The 18,365-nt window shown below is 42.7% G+C and carries 25 protein-coding genes; 24 read left to right on the top strand and 1 reads right to left on the bottom strand.

The window, feature by feature from the left end:
- Positions 1–116 precede the first annotated feature (116 nt).
- From I6L24_RS08920 to I6L24_RS09030, 23 genes are all read left to right on the top strand, one after another.
- Positions 117–1,034 carry a replication protein gene (locus I6L24_RS08920; RefSeq protein WP_216985904.1) on the top strand — a complete coding sequence of 306 codons (918 nt, stop codon included), beginning with the start codon at positions 117–119 and terminating at the stop codon, positions 1,032–1,034.
- Positions 1,031–1,777 carry an ATP-binding protein gene (locus I6L24_RS08925; RefSeq protein WP_005262240.1) on the top strand — a complete coding sequence of 249 codons (747 nt, stop codon included), beginning with the start codon at positions 1,031–1,033 and terminating at the stop codon, positions 1,775–1,777. The genes I6L24_RS08920 and I6L24_RS08925 overlap by 4 nt, the downstream gene beginning before the upstream one ends.
- Positions 1,778–1,779: 2 nt before the next feature.
- Complete coding sequence (locus tag I6L24_RS08930; RefSeq protein ID WP_216985905.1) at positions 1,780–2,613, top strand: DNA adenine methylase; 834 nt, start codon at positions 1,780–1,782, stop codon at positions 2,611–2,613.
- The gene (locus I6L24_RS08935; RefSeq protein WP_138742979.1) at positions 2,610–2,870 is read left to right on the top strand and encodes a Fic family protein; all 261 of its coding nucleotides are present in this window, start codon (positions 2,610–2,612) and stop codon (positions 2,868–2,870) included. Before I6L24_RS08930 ends, I6L24_RS08935 begins: the two co-directional genes overlap by 4 nt.
- Positions 2,867–3,277, top strand: a complete 411-nt coding sequence (locus tag I6L24_RS08940) for a DUF559 domain-containing protein (protein ID WP_216985906.1) — start codon at positions 2,867–2,869, stop codon at positions 3,275–3,277. Before I6L24_RS08935 ends, I6L24_RS08940 begins: the two co-directional genes overlap by 4 nt.
- Positions 3,274–3,825 carry a hypothetical protein gene (locus I6L24_RS08945; protein ID WP_005262236.1) on the top strand — a complete coding sequence of 184 codons (552 nt, stop codon included), beginning with the start codon at positions 3,274–3,276 and terminating at the stop codon, positions 3,823–3,825. The genes I6L24_RS08940 and I6L24_RS08945 overlap by 4 nt, the downstream gene beginning before the upstream one ends.
- A gap of 199 nt (positions 3,826–4,024) precedes the next feature.
- On the top strand, positions 4,025–4,261 hold the full coding sequence (locus I6L24_RS08950; RefSeq protein ID WP_004645336.1) for a hypothetical protein: 237 nt from the start codon (positions 4,025–4,027) through the stop codon (positions 4,259–4,261).
- Positions 4,262–5,023: 762 nt separating this feature from the next.
- On the top strand, positions 5,024–5,464 hold the full coding sequence (locus I6L24_RS08955) for a hypothetical protein (RefSeq protein ID WP_216985907.1): 441 nt from the start codon (positions 5,024–5,026) through the stop codon (positions 5,462–5,464).
- A complete protein-coding gene (locus tag I6L24_RS08960) occupies positions 5,421–6,065 on the top strand; it encodes a putative metallopeptidase (RefSeq protein ID WP_216985908.1) in 645 nt (214 codons plus the stop codon). Before I6L24_RS08955 ends, I6L24_RS08960 begins: the two co-directional genes overlap by 44 nt.
- Before the next feature lie 46 nt (positions 6,066–6,111).
- A complete protein-coding gene (locus I6L24_RS08965) occupies positions 6,112–6,603 on the top strand; it encodes a DUF2280 domain-containing protein (RefSeq protein WP_216985909.1) in 492 nt (163 codons plus the stop codon).
- Positions 6,600–8,276, top strand: coding sequence for a terminase (locus I6L24_RS08970; RefSeq protein ID WP_216985910.1), 1,677 nt, complete (start codon positions 6,600–6,602; stop codon positions 8,274–8,276). The genes I6L24_RS08965 and I6L24_RS08970 overlap by 4 nt, the downstream gene beginning before the upstream one ends.
- A 14-nt stretch (positions 8,277–8,290) precedes the next feature.
- Positions 8,291–9,766 carry a phage portal protein family protein gene (locus I6L24_RS08975; protein WP_216985911.1) on the top strand — a complete coding sequence of 492 codons (1,476 nt, stop codon included), beginning with the start codon at positions 8,291–8,293 and terminating at the stop codon, positions 9,764–9,766.
- Between the two features lie 3 nt (positions 9,767–9,769).
- Entirely contained in the window at positions 9,770–10,975 is a 1,206-nt protein-coding gene (locus tag I6L24_RS08980; RefSeq protein WP_216985912.1) for a phage head morphogenesis protein, read from the top strand.
- A 53-nt stretch (positions 10,976–11,028) separates the two neighbouring features.
- Positions 11,029–11,994, top strand: coding sequence for a hypothetical protein (locus I6L24_RS08985; RefSeq protein ID WP_216985913.1), 966 nt, complete (start codon positions 11,029–11,031; stop codon positions 11,992–11,994).
- A 3-nt stretch (positions 11,995–11,997) separates the two neighbouring features.
- Entirely contained in the window at positions 11,998–12,372 is a 375-nt protein-coding gene (locus I6L24_RS08990; RefSeq protein ID WP_216985914.1) for a hypothetical protein, read from the top strand.
- Positions 12,373–12,377: 5 nt separating this feature from the next.
- Positions 12,378–13,457: a major capsid protein gene (locus I6L24_RS08995; protein ID WP_216985915.1), complete on the top strand. Its 1,080-nt coding sequence runs from the start codon at positions 12,378–12,380 to the stop codon at positions 13,455–13,457.
- Between the two features lie 10 nt (positions 13,458–13,467).
- Positions 13,468–13,827, top strand: coding sequence for a hypothetical protein (locus I6L24_RS09000; protein ID WP_216985916.1), 360 nt, complete (start codon positions 13,468–13,470; stop codon positions 13,825–13,827).
- Between the two features lie 7 nt (positions 13,828–13,834).
- The gene (locus tag I6L24_RS09005) at positions 13,835–14,275 is read left to right on the top strand and encodes a gp436 family protein (RefSeq protein WP_005097143.1); all 441 of its coding nucleotides are present in this window, start codon (positions 13,835–13,837) and stop codon (positions 14,273–14,275) included.
- A 7-nt stretch (positions 14,276–14,282) separates the two neighbouring features.
- Positions 14,283–14,798, top strand: a complete 516-nt coding sequence (locus tag I6L24_RS09010) for a phage virion morphogenesis protein (protein WP_005097142.1) — start codon at positions 14,283–14,285, stop codon at positions 14,796–14,798.
- Positions 14,773–15,195, top strand: coding sequence for a phage tail terminator protein (locus I6L24_RS09015; RefSeq protein WP_216985917.1), 423 nt, complete (start codon positions 14,773–14,775; stop codon positions 15,193–15,195). Before I6L24_RS09010 ends, I6L24_RS09015 begins: the two co-directional genes overlap by 26 nt.
- A 9-nt stretch (positions 15,196–15,204) precedes the next feature.
- On the top strand, positions 15,205–15,375 hold the full coding sequence (locus I6L24_RS09020; RefSeq protein WP_216985918.1) for a hypothetical protein: 171 nt from the start codon (positions 15,205–15,207) through the stop codon (positions 15,373–15,375).
- Positions 15,375–16,136 (top strand): phage tail tube protein, encoded by a 762-nt coding sequence (locus I6L24_RS09025; RefSeq protein WP_005097138.1) that lies wholly within the window; start codon positions 15,375–15,377, stop codon positions 16,134–16,136. The genes I6L24_RS09020 and I6L24_RS09025 overlap by 1 nt, the downstream gene beginning before the upstream one ends.
- Before the next feature lie 455 nt (positions 16,137–16,591).
- Positions 16,592–16,933 carry a hypothetical protein gene (locus tag I6L24_RS09030; protein ID WP_004893884.1) on the top strand — a complete coding sequence of 114 codons (342 nt, stop codon included), beginning with the start codon at positions 16,592–16,594 and terminating at the stop codon, positions 16,931–16,933.
- 29 nt (positions 16,934–16,962) lie between these two features.
- Here I6L24_RS09030 and I6L24_RS09035 read toward each other — a convergent pair whose 3' ends face one another.
- Positions 16,963–17,133: a hypothetical protein gene (locus I6L24_RS09035; protein ID WP_216985919.1), complete on the bottom strand. Its 171-nt coding sequence runs from the start codon at positions 17,131–17,133 to the stop codon at positions 16,963–16,965.
- A 499-nt stretch (positions 17,134–17,632) separates the two neighbouring features.
- On the opposite strand from I6L24_RS09035, the gene I6L24_RS09040 reads away from it, so the two are divergent.
- The gene (locus I6L24_RS09040; RefSeq protein ID WP_216985920.1) at positions 17,633–18,193 is read left to right on the top strand and encodes a hypothetical protein; all 561 of its coding nucleotides are present in this window, start codon (positions 17,633–17,635) and stop codon (positions 18,191–18,193) included.
- Positions 18,194–18,365 lie beyond the last annotated feature (172 nt).

The raw sequence follows: 18,365 nt of genomic DNA on the forward strand, positions 1-18,365 counted from the left end.
AATAAGTCTCTTAAGGTGTAAACTTATTTCAGGACGGGACATCACACAAAAAGAAAAAGCCTGATTTCTGAGATCAGGCTTTTTAATTCGAATTCGATCGGAGAAAAGAATTGAACATGAAGTCAAATCTAGCACATGAACCACCGCTACCTCAAGGGCAAGTAGTTCATTTCCCAAAAAATGAGCGCAAAGCTATGTCGAATAAAGAAGAGCGCTACACCAAGATGCCTAACACGTTAATTGATAGCCAGATTATGGCTCAACTGAACGATAAGGCATTTAAGTGTTTAATGTTTGTCATGCGTCAAACCATTGGATTTGACCGCGTATCTCACCCAATCGCCATCACTCAATTTCAAAAATATTGCGGTATCAAAAAACGCGATACGGTTATGTCATGTATTCGTGATCTGGAAGAACTCGGCTTAATCAAAGTTGAGAGAACAACAGGCTGTCTAAGCGAATATCAATTTACTCCTGACCAGTACCGCGAAAAGGGACTAGTACCAAATGAAGGTAGTACCCTTAAAGGTGACGGGACTAGTACCACCAAACGGGACGGGACTAGTACCACCAAACGGGACGGGACTAGTACCGCGAAAGGTGACGGGACTAGTACCGTTGAACGGGACCCTATTAAAGAAACACTTAAAGAAACATTTAAAGAAAACTTTAAAGAGAAAAACACGCAAGAAAATTCAGTTGATCAGGTTCTAAAACTTTGGACGCCAGATTTACATTCTTTGAATTCCTGGTTACAGCGATCAGGTGAAACTCCGATGACCCAAGAACTGGTGAATCAGATTTTACTTGAAGTGAATGCCCATTACGAACCACGTTTGAATGCAGGTCAGATTACAGACACCCAGATGTATTCAAACTTCGTGAAGTGGATCAAACGTAAATACACTCAAAAACAAAATTCACACTCTGCAGCACCCGCCCAAAACAACCGCAACGTAAATCAAAACTGGGGCCAGGTTCAACAGTACGCACCCGCAACCGATGACATCGACTTGGAGGGCTTAGTATGAATGCAGCAGCTCTACTTGGTTCAAAAATTCAGATCAGCTCTGAATACTGTGACCGCCACCAGATGCAAAAAGTTCAACTGGGTAACCAGTCAATTTGCAAACAGTGTGCATCTGAAATCTTAAATCAGGCCCATCAGGATCATGCAGCCTCTGTCAATCAGATGGTTCGTGAAAAGCATTTTGAAGGCGCGAAGTTACCAGGTCGTCATGCAAACAGTGGTTTTAAGGAATACATCACCACTAACGACGGCCAGAAACATGCCAAAGCTCAGTGTGTGAAATTCACTAAAGACTTTCTGGAAGGCATCACTCGCAATCTGATTATGGTGGGTCGTACTGGTACTGGAAAAACCCATTTGGCATGCGCAGTCGCTCGCAACGTTCTGGAGGCGCGTAAATACGCCCGCTACGTCACTTCTGAAGATATGGCTAATGAGATTGCCAACGCTTGGAAAAAAGCCGATGACAACGAAGCCAACGCAATCTGGCGCTATACCGATTATGACCTTCTGATTCTGGATGAATATGGATTGCATGATCGCCATGAAAACCGCCTGCAACTGGTTCACAAGGTTTTATATGCGCGTTATGACGCAGGTAAGCCGACCATGCTGATTTCAAATATGACCAAGGATGATTTGGCGACTGATTTGGGTGATCGACTATGGTCCCGGTTCCAGCATGACGGATTGGCTGTGGTTGAGTGCAATTGGATGGATCGGCGTGTAGGGGGTGGGGTGTGAAAATGCATCATCCTTTAATCCGGTACCACGGTGGAAAGTTCCGTATTGCTCACTGGATCATTTCTCAAATGCCAAATCATACTTGCTACACAGAAGTGTTTGGAGGAGCAGCTGGAGTTCTTCTGCAGAAGCCACGAGCGTACGCGGAGGTCTATAACGACCTTGATGGTGACATCGTAAATCTTTTTAAGGTACTTCGAAGTTCTAGCTCGAGAGAAAAGCTGATTGAACAATTGATTCTAACTCCGTACAGCCGTGAAGAATTTGAGAACTCTTGGGGGATCACGGAAGACTCAGTGGAACGTGCACGTCGTACGATCATCCGTGCTCAGATGGGCTTTGGGTCTGCCGGTGCAACTAAAGGTATTACAGGTTTTCGGATTGATACCAAGCGCCAGTACGGCACAGCTCAATCATTATGGACAACTTATCCAGAACATCTAAGTCAGATTGGCCAGAGATTGAGTGGCGTGCTCATTGAGAACCGTCCGGCAATCCAGGTGCTTAAGGACCATGATGCACCAAGTACTTTGCATTATGTAGATCCGCCATATGTGCATGAGACACGTTATGACGGTGCCAAAAATGGCCGGATTTATCGTCATGAAATGGATGATAAAGATCATCTGGATCTGCTCAATAGATTACTCGAGCTAGAAGGAATGGTCATGCTGTCCGGGTATCAATCAGACTTGTATGAAGATCTATTGAAAGGCTGGCAGAAGGTAGAGATCAAAGCCCGTATCTCATCCGGTCGCGGGACTGATACCAGAATTGAGTGCTTATGGATGAATCCAGCTGCTGCTCAACCAGACTTATTTGGGGGTGCCGCATGAACCAATCACTTTCAAAGCTCAATAGCGCTGCCGTTCTAGATCGCGGAATTGATGTCCTCCTAGCCGTTAAAAACACCCCAGTAGCAACAGCATCCGAAATTCAGCAGCAAGTTATGCCAAATGTGACGAAGCGTGCGGTACAGCGATATTTAAAAAACTTTGTTCAAATCGGCCTCTTATATACCAAAGTCAAAAATGGTGAAGAGTACAGATACTACCTGACAGGTAAGGCCAAACAGCTATTTGGTGATGCATGACCAGCTACTCAATCGCTGAATACAAGAAGATGGTGAAAGCCACCAGACCGAAAGGGCGCTCCAAGCGTCCTAAGGTGAAAGGCGAAAAAGTACCGAATGAGTTTGAGGTGAAACTGGCCCGAGAACTAAAGACTTTAAAAATTGAGTTTGAGCAGGAATTTGAGTTTCACCCGGATCGTAAGTGGAAAGCAGATTTTCACTTAGTAGACAAAAAGATATTGGTTGAGGTTGAAGGTGGGATCTGGAGTGGTGGAAGACATACCAGAGGCAAGGGGTATATCGGGGACATGGAAAAATATAACGCCGCAACAATGATGGGTTTTCAGGTAATACGGTTTAGTACAGATCAAGTGAAGTCAGGTCACGCGATACAGCAAATTGAGAAGATGGTAGGGGATTTGGGATGAATGCGATGGTTGAAAAATTTGAACAGTTTGAATGGTTGATTCGGGGTACTACAGCAAAGTCACCTAACTTTGAGCCTGTGGTGCATGGGACTAATGAGAAGCCTTTAACGTATCAGGATAAGTTGGGTGCCATTGCATCAATGGATACCGATCTGGCGAAGGCAATTGCTTCAGTCATCGTATTTGGCCCAGCAGCTAAAGCTGATTTTGATCATGTACAGGAACACCTGGCAAATATCATGATTTTAAATGCGGTCCAAGATAAACGTCGTGAACCAGATGGAATCAAGATTAAGGATTTAGCTAAACGTGTGGCCTTTATGGTGATTCAGTTTACTCTAGATCCGACGTTTGAAGAAAACTTCACAGCTAAAGGCCGTTTATACGCAGCTGGTATTGGTGCTCATCAGATGACACTAAAAGCCTATGATTGCACATGGAAACAGTATGAAAAGTTGATGGCACTAGCGATTGACTCTGCAATAGATGAGGCAGCTAAAGCTATTAGAAAGTACAAGAAAAATACCTACAAAGAATTTGAAGCATAAAGCTAGTAATATTTTTCTGATTCAGGTATTCTTTTTCTATACTGGTCGTATTACGGTTCAACCGAGACCAAGTGTTATCTGATAAAATGTTGACTGCTAGGAAAGACTAGTAAAGGCTCATCGAAAGGTGGGCTTTTTTGACATTATTTATTCATAAAATTAAGTGATAATGCCTTTTTGTTTTTGAGCTCTAATTGAAATGGCGATTTTAACTGTTAAAAAACTAGAAGATACTCTCGGTAAATTAGTGGCTGAAGGCAAAAAGCCTGAAAAGATTTTATTAGGCTATAAAGCGTATGGCGAGCTAATGAATGATCGTAGCTTTTTTGAGGAAGTGGCTGGCTCGGCAATGGATCCAAACAAACGAAAATATAAAAATATTAAAATTAAGGTCACTCAAGACGAATATCAGTTTGAAGTGAAATGTCAAAAATAGGTTTAAGCATCAAGGAAAGCTCGCCAAATGGTGGGCTTTTTTATTGCCCTGAGAAATACTAGTGTAATCATACCAAATTAAAATGCTTGATTAACCAGGAAGGAATCTTGCTTAGTTCGACAAAGTTAATGACATTATTTCAGCAATGAATATTATAAATTTATGTTTTATAAGTGAAAATAACTGACATTTCTTGCGACATGATTGCTTGATTGTCCAGGAGTAAATCATGCTTAGATTACTGATGTGTTTATTTGGCCTACATGGTGCGACTGAGATCGATTACACGGTTGATGATGAAGAAATCAAGGTGTGTCGGGATTGTTTGAAAGAAATAAAGTGACTTAATTCAATTTAATCGTTAAAATCACTTAGTAATTAATAGTTTATTTTTAAAACGAGTTAGATCTCAAATATAATACATATTATCTTACCGATTATTCAAAATCTCCACATTTTGGATTTCAAGTTTCGCCCACATCGACCCCAATGATGTGGGTTTTTTTTGACTAAAAATTGCCGAACGTATTACGGCGTATAAAAGCCCCTCGCATTCTAGATGTTGAGGGGTTTTTCTTTTCTTATTGGTGGTACCCATGACAGATAAAGTACAAGCTAAACAAGACTTAGAATTTTGCAGTACTGAGCTGTCTAAGTATCAGAATCTCAGCAGATCTGGATTGACGCGTCATCAAATGATAGTAATCGATGAAATTATAATTAAGCTGAAAGAACGCATTAATAATTTACGGTTCACTTTGTATGGATGAAAAGGCTTATAAACTTTTCACCCAAAAAATCCCGCCAAAAAAGAAATCGCGTGTCAGACCCCTACCCAAAGCTGGTGAAAAATACTTAGAAGCATTCGATCGATTAAAAGAAATCTTGGATCGGATGGAAATCAAATACGAAGAATATTTTCACTTTAAAAGTACGAAGCACTGGCGTTTTGATTTACACCTGGTTGGCTATCTCACATTAATTGAAATTGCTGGTGGGCCTTGGTCTGGTGGACGGAAGGGTAAGCTGGCCACAAAAGCTTGGAGCATAGATCGCTATGACCATGCTGAAGAAATGGGTTACCGCTATCACCGTTTTGAAACCGGCGATATAAACATGGGTCGAGCTACGGCGTGGTTAAGAAATTTAAAGGCATCACATGGAACAACAATTCAGACCATTCCCGCCGACGGAGCTGATTGATCAGGCTGAGGAAGAGGAAGCTATTCGCTTGGCACCTGCGCCAGAGCTTAAAGAATGGGTCGTGAATAACTGGCTTACTTTAGGTGGTGAGTTACATAACCCTGATCATGATCATATTGCTGAATTACTGCATGACAATGAAGAGTTCCTTGCATTCGCCTGGGCTTCATCTGCCGCCGTAGCGAAAAAACGTATGGTGTTAGGCCAATGTGAAAAGGTCATGTTTAACGTAGGTGGCTGGAAGAAAGCACGCCAAGAACAACAGATGCGGGACTGGTTTGGCTTTGTACCTCAATACCTGATTACTGTAGATGCTGCTTTCTGTGAACAGGCTTCAGATCGTGAGTTTTGTCGACTGATTGAACATGAGTTGTATCACATCGGAGTTGAACGCGATGAAGACGGTGAAATCATTTATAGCGATATGACCGGTCTGCCTAAGCATTATTTGGCTGGCCATGACGTTGAAGTATTCTTTGGTGAAGTTAAGCGTTGGGGTGCAGACGAATCTGTAAAACGGCTTCTGGAAATTGCCAAGAATGCGCCGTTTGTATCTGAAACAAGTATTGCTGCGTGTTGTGGGAACTGTGTGATTGGTTAAATTTTTTTGCCTATCTTGTACGACGTAGAACGACAAAGAGGTGTTTATGGCAGCATTAAAAGAGCCTGTAAAAATGTTTATAGTTCAGTCTCTTGCTTGCTTTGAAACCCCTCAACAAGTAGCAGACGCGGTAGAAGAAATATATAAGATCAAGATTGATCGAAAACAATGTCACAGTTATGACCCGACAAAATATGCAGGTCGTAATCTCAGTAAAAAGTTAAAGGATTTATTTGAGCAAACTCGCAAAGAGTTTCGTGAAAATATTGATGATATTGCGATTGCTAACAAGGCGTTTCGTTTACGTGAGCTTCAGAAGATGTATGAAGATTCTGGAAAAAATAAACGGGCAAAACAAAATCTGCTGAAACAGGCATTCCAAGAAACTGATGGTCGTGTGACAAAGCAGGAAATCACTGGTCTAGACGGCGGACCTATTCAGCAAGAAACTAAAAATCTTCCTCAATATACACCTGAACAGCTTGCTGGCATGACGGCGCAAGAGCTTTCGCGTTTAGCAATAAATGGCAAGTTATGACTTATGCAATCGAAGATATAGCGCCACTGATTAAAGAGTGGACAATCAATACACGTCTACCTGAAATCATTGAAGAAATGAAACGGCGCTATTACTACCGGATGCTGATAGAGCAGAATGAACTAAGTCGAGAGGCTGAAATCTACAAATGTAAGAATGATCCGGCTCATTGGTTTAATCACTGGGTATGGACTTATGATCCACGGGGCATGCCTTTTGGACTGCCGGCGAATATTCCTTTTGTTTTACGTCCTGGTCAGGTTGAGCTTGTTGATTGGCTATTAGAGCGTGAAAGCACCCAGACACACGGCTTAATTGAAAAAAGTCGTGATGAGGGTATGAGTTACGTTGTACTTGGTTTTTATCTGCACCGATGGCTATTTGTTGAAGGCTTTGCAGGTGGTGTGGGTAGTCGTAAGGAGGATCTGGTCGATAAGAAAGGTGATCCGAAAACGTTGCTGCATAAGTTTCGGGATATGTTTTCCAAGCTACCAGGCTGGATGAAGCCTAAAGGCTTTGTCGAAAAAGTGCATGACAACTATATGCGGATCATTAATCCAGACAACGGCGCAACGGTTACGGGTGAGGCTGGTGACAATATTGGCCGTGGTGGTCGTACCACAATGTACTTTCTGGATGAATGGGCATTCGTAGAGCGTCAAGAAGCAGTAGACGCTGCAATTTCTCAAAACACTAATGTGCACATCAAGGGATCCACACCAAATGGTATTGGGGATAAGTTTCACCAAGATCGTTTTAGTGGGCGTTACGCCGTTTTCACCATGGCATGGCGTGATAACCCAGATAAGAACTGGCAGGTCGAATTTAATGGCAAACTAATCCACCCCTGGTATGAAAAACAATTGGCCACACTAGACGATATCGTTCTAGCTCAAGAAGTTGATATTGACTACGCCGCGTCGGTAGAAGGTGTGTTGATTCCATCTGCATGGGTACAGGCTGCAGTCGATGCTCATCTTGAATTGGATATTCAGCCGTCAGGCGAACGTATGGGTGCTCTTGATGTGGCAGATGAGGGTAAGGATAAGAACTCCTTTGCTGCACGTCATGGCATCGTACTGCAGTATTTGGATACCTGGTCTGGTGTTGGTGATGACATTTTTGGCACGACTCAGAAAGCTATTGATGCTTGTCTTGATCTACGTTTGAACTCGTTTTATTACGATGCCGATGGTCTTGGTGCTGGTGTACGTGGTGATGCCCGAGTCATTAATGAGCAAAACAGATCCAAAGGTATTCCGGAGATTGAAGCAAATCCATTCCGTGGCTCAGGTGCAGTTCATAACCCAGAGCAGGAAATGGTTGAGGCGCGTAAAAACGTAGACTTCTTTGCCAATCTCAAGGCTCAGATGTGGTGGTCGTTGCGTATTAGATTTCAGAATACTTATCGAGCCTTACAAGGTATGCAATATGACCCAGACAATCTTATTTCGCTCTCTACCAAAGACATAAACAGACAGGAGCTTGAGCAACTCAAACGAGAGTTATCACAACCCACTTATACAAAAAATGGTGCAGGCAAAATCCTAGTCAATAAGCAACCGGACGGAGCCTTGTCTCCAAACCGAGCAGACGGCGTCATGATTTGCTTTAGTGATATCAAGTCGCCTGAACGCTTAAGGCCGGGTGGAGGTGGCTCACGTAGTTTCTAATCAAGGTTTTTAATATGGCAAAATCCAAAAACAAGCAGAAAGAGACCAAGCCAAAATCAGCCGGTTTGTTGACCGAAGTTGCTGTTGAAAAACTGGCATTCAGTATGGGGCGTGCGGCTGATGTTGATGAGGTCTTGCGCAAGGCTGGGGTTACCCGACAGCGCTTAAGTGTGCTCATGGCAGATGATGAAATATCCCAGGCTATGGAAACCCGGCTTGATTCGGTGATTAATGCGCCATGGCGATTGAAAGAGGATCATGGGGAGCAAACCGAGTTTTTAAAGGAGCAGGTTGCTTATTGGCACAATGAAATTATCACCGGTGCATGGGAAGCATGCCCATTTGGCTACTCAGTCATGGAGGCCAATTACCAGGTTCTTGAGGATGGCAGGTTTACACTTAATGGCATTCAAGTGAAGCCACTTGAGTGGTTTGAGCCAAAGAATAACGGTGAACTAATTTATCGTGAGCCACAGGCCAATACAGAAATCAATGTATTTCAGAAGTGGCCATTAAAGTTCTTTTTAACTCGACGCAAGCCTTCATTCAAACAACCCTATGGCGATCCACTACTATCAAAGCTGTATTGGTTATGGTTCTTTAGAACAAACTCCACTAAGTTTTGGGTTAAGTTCTTAGAGCGATTTGGATCTCCGTTACTTGTGGGTAAGGTGGGTGGCGGCAGTCGAACCCAAGATGATATTGATGCCATGACCTCGGCATTACTGAATGCCCACTCGCAGTCGGTTATTTCGATTGGCTCGGAAGATGATGTAAATACAGTAGGTACAAACTTCTCGGGTGCTGGTAGTTCTGCATTTGAGGCATTTGATACTGTTTTAACGCGCCGTATTCAAAAGGTTGTATTAGGTCAGACCCTCACATCGGGAACTGATGGAAAGGGAAGCTATAGTCTTGGCCAAGTGCATGAAAATGTACGGATGGATAAGCGTAATTCAGACTTACGCATGATCACCCCGACCTTTCAGGATATTGTTGATGCAATTTGCTTCCTAAATGGATTTGAAAAGCACACGATTATTTTGGGTGGTGAGCAAGACCTGAATGTAAAAGTAGTTGAGCGTGACTTAAAGCTGAAAGAGTTGGGTGTTGATTTTACTGATCAGTATGTAATGGAGACTTATGGCATCAAGCCCGAGCACTTCAAAATGCGTTCAGAGCAGATTCCAGCTAATACCCAGTTTAGTGCTTTACCTCACCAGGCATTCAACTTTAAGGCATCAGCAAACAAGCTTTCACCAGAGCAGCAGGAAGTTGAAGAGCTGACTGATGCACAGGATGAATTGCAGCTACTGAAACCGGATCAGGTCAAAGAATTGATATTCAAATCTGATAGTCCTGAAGCTCTGGCTTATAACTTGATGCAATTAATACCTGGTGCAACTCAGACACAGTTCACGGCCAATCTGGACCAAGCTTTGTATGCTGCGGATGTATTGGGGTATGTGACGGCGCAAAATGGGAAGTAAGTTATGCAACCAGTCACATTCCTTGAGGCACTTCGGTTTGCTCACAGTAAAAAAATCGTGCTGCCTGATGAGTTTTATTCAATGGATCTAAAGACCCGGCAGATGGCAACTACGGTTAGTTTTCTATCGAGTCTTGAGCAAATTGAGACTGTCATCAAGGCAGTGAATAAATCCATTGCCGACGGCGGTACCTTTAAAGATTTCCAGAAGCTCATTGAAGAATCTGAAATCATTCTGCCAAAGCACTATCTGGATAATGTATTTCGTACCAATATCCAAAATGCTTATGGACATGGACGATGGCAACAGCAGCAACGGAATAAAGCTAAACGACCTTACTTGATGTATTCGGCTATCAATGATAGTCGGGTGCGTCCTGCTCATTTAGCTTTGAATCGTATCGTACTGCCGATTGATCATTCATTCTGGCTGACACACTATCCGCCCTTGGGCTTTCGTTGCCGGTGCACCGTGATTGCCTTAACTGAGAAGCAGGCATTGAAATACGGCATTACGCCAGATGATCAGTTGCCAGAAATAGCTGAAGCCTTAGATTGGAGTTCTCATCCATTGCAGTTTGGTGAACTTGAATCGTTGGTAGATAAAAAGATCAGTGCTTCATCCTTAGATAAAGAATATCTCCTCGAGCAGAAAGAGGTCATTAAGGCTGAATGGACGGCGAGTAAAAAGCTCACCAGTCTGTTTGCTCCGATGGATGCTAAAACCCGGGATCTATTCGACACGGTGGCCAATACAGTAATGCCACTTGATCCAAGTATTCGGCCAAGTGCGATCCGTACCTTTCTAGACTATGTGCAAGGAAATGATGCCGCACTGTCTGGTTATTTAAACTCTGCTACAAGCTCACTGGCTGATGATGTTTTGAAACGATGGTTAGTTGATGACATGAAAGCCATTCAAGTCGTGGCAAGCAATACAGCTTCAACCGTGGTGGGTGCTGCGACACTTAATCAAGTAGCGGCTTATCAGGTAGGGCAAAAAGTTCGATTGAATGCGCCGTTGCTGATGGCTGATACGGCTTCAGATATCGTAATCAAGATTGAGAATGCAAAAGGTTTAGGTATTGATCTGGATATGTTGAATGCTGGCAACGGCGTTCTCATGCCAATGGGATTGTCTTTTGAGGTGGTTTCGATTGAGGTGGTTGAAGGGCAGATGGTTTATACACTAAAGCCTTTGTTGAATTAGTTTTTAAAATGAATATGACCGCCTTCTGGGCGGTTTTTTATGGAGCATGAAAAATGCCAGATCCAAATGAAGAGCGGCTGAAGTATTTATTTAATGCCTCTGCGATTGAGGTACCCAAAGCCGAGGAAGGGCAGAAACGGAAATTTAAAGGCACTGCTTATGCCGGTGGTCGTGTAGATGGTCACTGGTATTGGGGGCGCTCCGGTGTGGTCTTTGATCTTGATGGAATTGAGATTGATAAGCCGACAGCCTTACTTGAAGAACACTTCGGCTCAAGTCGAATTGGTGTCGTTCAAACCGTGGATACAAATGGAAAGATTGATGTATCTGGTGATTTCCTTACAAACGCCAAAGCACAGGAAATTGTCCAGGACTCTGATGACGGTTTTCCATTCCAAATGTCGATGATGATTGATCCGGGATCTATTGAGGAAGTTTCGCAAGGCAAAACGGTCACTGTAAATGGTCAGTCGTTTGAAGGCCCAATCACCATCTTCCGTCAAAACCGTATTCGTGAATTTACGATCTGCTCGACTGGTGCTGATCGCAACACATCAATTAAAGCCTTCTCGGGCAAAGCCAATCCAAACCCAACCAAAGAGGACACCAACGTGACCGAATTAGAAAAAGCACAACAGGCCAAAGAGCAGGCAGAGCGTGAGCGTGATGATGCCTTGGCTGAACTTAAGCAGTTCAAAGCACAGAAACGTGCTGATGAAATTACAGCTTTAGAAACTGAGCTGAAAACACAGTTTAGTGCTGAAGATAAAACGGCTTATACCAATATGGATGATTCAGTTTTTACCTTCACGGCTAAGCAACTTCGTCAGTTCTCGGCAGGTAATACACAACCACCAGCTGCACAACAGCCACAACAAACACCAGGTGTAAATCCGGTATTTGCACATTTGTTTAGTCATCAGGCGAATGGTGGGCAGGGCGGTGGTCAATCAAACCACAATGACACTCACAAATTCACTTCAGGTGCACAAGCATTTGCAGAACAAAAGGGGAAATAATTCATGGCTATTCATTATGTACCGCCTATTTCGGTCACTTCAAAACGGCTGATCCTGGACAATGAAAAATTACGTCGTGCTAATGCCAAGGTGCCAACCGCCACAGCATTTAAATACGGCGATCTTTTAACACTGTCAGATGCCAATGTGCTGGCCCATGCCACTGATGAAAAAACATGGGATGTGATCTGTGGTCAGGATGTATCAGCTGCAGAAGCCACAATCAAGGCCGCTGATGGGATCGAAATCCCAGTGTATTACGGCGGAGTGTTCAGTATTGAAGCTGTATCTGTAAATGGAACCTTGCTGACTCCTGCTCAATATGATGCAGCGCGTGCACAGGCAACTAAAAACAAAATCGAACTTTCTAAGGTGTAATTAACATGCCACAGTCTTTTAATCTTGAGGGCACTCCGCTCGAACTTCTTGATGTGGGTGAACTCGCACTGATTCACTCGAATTACCGTCCGATGGATACCTGGCTTTTAGACAAGCTTTTCCCAAATCGCCCGTTATTCAACCGTGATGATGTACCTTTGGCTGAAGTATCTGCCGAACATGATCTGGCGCCGCTGGTATCTCCGCAACAGCCTGGTAAGCCATTTGATACTACTCAATCTGGTGAAGTACGCCATGTTAAACCGGCTTACTACAAGCCAAAGAACCAAGTCACTCCGGCTGAAACTTTTGAAATTGCCTTGCTGGAACGTTTACGTACCGCAGGTATCATCTCTACTGGCAACCAGCGATTGTCTGAGCAAGAGCAAATGATCATTGCTCAAATCTCGGTAATGAAGCGTAACCATGATGCGATTGATAACTCGGTCCTCATGATGGCAATTGATTTACTGAAAAATGGTAAATACGCGCTTCACTCGGATGATTATGAATACAACCTGGTGGATTACCGTCGTGATGCATCTTTAACATTTACGCCGTTAACCAAGTGGAATGAAGTTGGTGCTAAACCAGTAACTGATATCCGCACTATGCTTGAACGTCAATTGGCGGCTGATGGTGGTGAAGCTAAGCTATCTGTTATGTCTGGCTTGGTTTGGGCAGCTCTCTGGAACAATGAAGAGTTTAAGAAAGAGTTCATCACGCCGTATGCCGGTATTTCTGTTCCAGTGAATCCAAGTTTTGGTGTTAAGGAATCGGCGACCTTCAAAGGTACTTTTGATGGAATCGAATTCTGGGTATATGACGCAACCTACCGCAACAAGGGCAAGGTGAATCGTTTTATTCCTAAGGATTACTTCTCTTTGATCTCTGATACCAATGGTTCAGTTGCTCACTGTAAGATTAAAAACATGTTGGCCAACGGCGTTGCTCAGCAATACTTTGATCGTCAGTGGTACTGCGAAGATCCAAGCGGAATCATGCTGATGACTGAATCTGCTCCACTGGTTGTGCCGTCTAATAAGAACGGCGTCGTTGGTGGTACTGGCTTTATCACCCTATAAGGAGCAAGACATGCCGAAGTACACAGCAAAACAATCCATCGGGCATTTTATGCCAGGTGATGAAATCAAAGGGCTTGAAGCTAAACAACTTCAGGCCCTTTTAGCATCTGGGGCTATTGAAGAATATCAAGAGCCGGAAGAACCTAAAGCAGATGGTACCGCTGCACGTTTGGCTGAACTTGAAAAGGCCAATGCTGAACTAACAGCAGCAAATAAAACCTTAACTGAAGCCAATCAGACAGCAGCTGCTGACAAGGCGAAGGCAGATCAAGAAGTTACCGAGCTAAAAGCAAAAGTGGCTGAACTTGAAAAGGCGAAGCAAGCAGCTAAGCCTAAAGCGGACTCTAAAGCGGCTGACGAAGCCAAGTAGGTGATCTATGTACGCGACTGAAGCAGATTTGGTAGCTCGGTTTGGTATACATGAGATGGAAAATTTAGAAGTAATGCAATCAACTAGTGATGCAGTTGAAAGTGCATTACAGGATGCTGCAGAGGAAATTGATAGCTATATCGCTGTTAGATATGAGCTGCCCTTACCAAGTATTCCAAGCACATTAAAACGAGTAGCGTGCAACATTGCACGCTACCGTCTTTATTTTCAGCGACCCACGGAAGAAATTGAGAACCGCTATAAAGCAGAGATTGATTTTCTAAAGCGGGTAGCTGATGGTAAAGCTATTCTAAATATCCTTAATATTGAAAACCAAGTGACTGATGAAAAGCCAGTAAATAAACCATCAACAGCACCCATCGGCACAAGTTACACCGGTGGCGTATTTGGTGATGCCACTTTAGACATGATGCCTAGCATGAAGTGAGATGTTTATGGCTTTTGCAATAACCATTCGAGCTGATAGCTCACCTATTGAAGCAGTGCTTAACCAATTAGGTAACTTTGATTCACTGAAGAACCAGTTGTTTGATGAGATTGGTGCAGGGCTTGTGAATAGTATTCAGCATCGGTTTTTAACCGGTACTGGTGTAGATGGAAATCCGTGGAAGATTTCATGGAGAGCCAAGCTGCAAGGACGTGATGGTGTGGGCGTTGGTGAAACATTACGTGATACTGGCCGCCTAATGAATTCCTACACACACAATGTTCTTTCAAGCGGTGTGGAGGTGGGTACAGATGTGGCGTACGCACCTCATCTGCATTACGGCGCAACCATCCTGCCCAAGAATGGCCAATACATTACTTTTGCAGTGGGTGGTCAATATCGGAAAGTTAAGCAGTCAGTTTTACCACCACGGACCCAGCTCGGTATTAATGCTGAAGATGAGGTCATGATTTTGGATATTGTCGGGAGTTTTATCGATGAGCACCTTCTTCGCGGTACGTGATGAGATAACAGAAAAACTGAAAGAGATTCCGGAATTTCTAAAGATCTATACGCCGTTGAACTCAGTCAATGTCACAGAGATGTCACAAGTTACGCCGTCGGCTCACGTCAACTTTGTTCGTATCGACAAGAAAGCCAGTGCAGGCAGAGGTTCAGTCAATCAGATCGGCCAACAATGGGCAGTCACAGTTGCATGTCGCAATGCTCAATCTCAAATGACCGATGGACGTGCTGTAAGTGATGAAGCGGGGTTTTTGACTGAGAAGGTGATTCAACTGCTTTCTGGTTGGCAGCCTCAAGCATCACGTACGGCGCTGGAATTTATCTCAGTTCGGGATGGCTATAGTCCAGGCTTTGCATACATCACTATTATTTTTGAATCACAAAAATTCATTTAGGAGCCAGTCATGGCAAAACAATATAAGGCAACTCAGCCTGTCGGCCGCTTTCAAAAAGGCGATATGGTCGGCGGGCTGGATGATGCGCAAATTAAAAAATTAGTGGCGGATGGTGTGATTCAGGAAGTACCTGAACCTAAATCTGCTCCAGCCAAGAAAACCACAGGGGATGAAAAGTAATGGCTAAAGAATATATCTCGTTGCAGGGTAAATTCTATTTATCCAAGCTAACTAATGGTATTGCTGGCGCTATGCGTCATCTGGGCAACGTGCCCGATTTTGAACTTGAGATTGGTGCAGATGTTATTGAGCACCAGGAATCAACATCGGGCAATCGCACAACCGACTTCACGATGGTAAATACCACCTCTGTTAATTTCTCCGGAACACTGGAAGAAGTGGACAAAGAGAACCTTGAATACATTGTCTCTGGTACAAATACTGAGGTTGCAAGTGATACTGTAGCTGATGAGTCTCTAGGGACTGTGGTTGCTGGTCAGGAAATCCAATTAAAGGGCTACAACTTATCAGAAGTGACCTTTAAGGACTCTACTAGCGGTACACCAAAGACACTTACGGATGATCAGTACACCGTAGATGCTAAGTTTGGCACTGTGATCTTCCATGATGTAGCAGACCTCACGATGCCGATCCTAGCCACCTACACAACAGGTGCTGTAACACATACCACTTTGGCAAATAACTTCAATGAAGAATATGAGTTGTTCTTCAAAGGGGTGAATACAGCAAATGGTAAGCATATGGCTGTTCGTTTGTGGCGTACCAAGAAGTCACCTGAAACCACTTTCCCATTAATTCATGAAGAATTGGGTCAGTATGAAATCTCTGGTCAGGCCTTATCTGATGTGGGTAAAGAAACAGACCCAACACTTGGCTTATATGGTCATATCGTAACGATTCCGGCAGCGACAGCACCGTAACCTTTCGCAGGCACAAAGAACTCCACGGCGCATTAGCGTCTTTTTTGTGCCTGCCTTATAGTAATAAGTCTTAAAACATTTAAGATGAAACTTAATAAATAGTAAAAAATAAAGATTATGTAATCTTTTGTTATTCTAATTTTCATCTGATGGGGATATAAAAGATATTCACTTCACGTTAAGAATAAAACTGCTATGACTAAAATAGAAATATTTGTCTCCATCCTAGCCGTAATAATTATTTCTACTATTATTTATCTTGTATGTCAGTAAGTTAGTAAGCTAAGAACCTCCTTCGGGAGGTTTTAAATAACTTGAAATCTTTATTAATTATTTAATATTTACATAAAAAAGCCCTAAAGCGTCTAAACATAAAATTACAAAAGTATGTGCAAATACAATCAGCTTAATCAACAAAATAATGTAAAGTTCCGCCTTTAGGAAAAGGGGGGCTTATGAAACATATAGTTTTTTTGTTGGTTTTTACAATATTAACTGGATGTAGTCAGCAAGAATTTAATGCTCAATCTTCTAATCCAGAGATATTAAAAGAACAACAGCTCAAATCAATACGAGAGATAACTAAAACTTTTCTTCCAAATCCTGATTCAGCTAAGTTTCGTAATCAAATAGGAGAGTGTGGAGAGGTAAGCTATAGGGACAAAGATAACAAATACACTGCTTTCCAACGCTTTGTTGTGATTGAAAAAAATATAGTGCTTGTAGAAAATCAGACGGATCAAAAACAGTTCGAACTATCGTGGAACAGTGCCTGTATACCAAGTTGGAATAAATAATTATAAGGCCCTCATTTGAGGGCTTTACTTTATTCATCAGATGATTCAGATTTTTGATCTTTTTCATTTCCATACTCTAAAGCAACCTGTTGCGCTTCAGCTGCAGCAGTGGCTTCTATTGGAATCGAGTCAGCTGCGATAGCAACGGTACCGGTAAATCCCATTAAAGCTAAGATTAGAATTTTCGAATACTTTTTCATTTGAATTTCCTCTACGTTTCTAAGACTTAATTTCAGTGTAGAGAATGATTTAAATCGTGGATGTAGCAGCTATGTCGGGATATGTAAGATATTCAGGTCTAAAGTTATAGGTTTCTAGGTTTGCGTAAGAATGCTTTTCGGTTGAAACTTTTTGTTGAGTTGCTTAACGAAATGTTTGAATGCTTCAGTAGGTAGCTACACTCTAAAGAAACTTCCCTAACTTCTAAATCTTTGTAACATCCAATAATTTTTTGTAACCTTTATGTTATTAATTGTTTGCTTTGCTTATCATATGAATGATGAAAAGTGGAGCACCGAAAATGCTAACGAAAACAGAAATCGTTGTTGTCATACTAATGGTACTAGCCTTAATTTTCATCGTTTATGAGATGGGACAAGGTGGTAGTTGGACTTTATAGAATTCAGCCTTTATTAAAGTTAAAAGAAAAGCACCTTAGGGTGCTTTTTTAATATCTAAAATTTTTCTCGGGATTCCACCATGAATGATTTTTTCCTAGCAACAAACCGAAGCATCAAAGTTAATGACATCGAAGTGCGTCAGATCCAGATGAAAGATTTTGATACCTGGGCAATGCATGCTGAAGTATTGAAGAACTTCATCAAAGACCAGAATCATTCAGATGAGATTTTGACAGGGCTCTTCAAGGCTCATGGCGTGCAAGTCATTTCGACAATGGCATGCGTCACCGATCTGGATCATGAATCACTGGTAGAACTTGCTGCTGATGAGCAGGGATTTAAAGATCTGCTTAAAGCGGTGCTTCTGGTCAATCAAGCTTACTTTAAATACGAAAAGCCAAAACGCGGCATTAAAAAGAAAGATGACTCCACCTGGTTTGATTCATTCCAGTTTCTGATATCCATGGGTCATCAGCATAGTGAAATCATGGAAATGACCTACGGCGCATTTCAGAACTACGTTAAAGCAGCAAACAAGCTGTATAAGCAAGGGATCTTTAATAACGCCGTAGCTGCACGTGTGGCACAGTCTGATAAGAAGGGCTTTGAGTCATTTAAGAAAGAGATGGTTTCTGATTGATCAAGTAGCACCCTAAAGTTATGATGTGGAAATAACTATTTAGGGGGTTATTGTGAGAAAAATATTATTAGCTCTGTGTTTGGTGTCGGGGTTCACGTATGCAGAAAGGACAACTACCAGCATTCGCACTCCATCCGGTGATTTGGTAAGAATTGGGGATAGTCATCAGGCA

It is taken from the genome of Acinetobacter lwoffii (assembly GCF_019048525.1).
In the GTDB taxonomy this organism is placed as follows: domain Bacteria; phylum Pseudomonadota; class Gammaproteobacteria; order Pseudomonadales; family Moraxellaceae; genus Acinetobacter; species Acinetobacter lwoffii_K.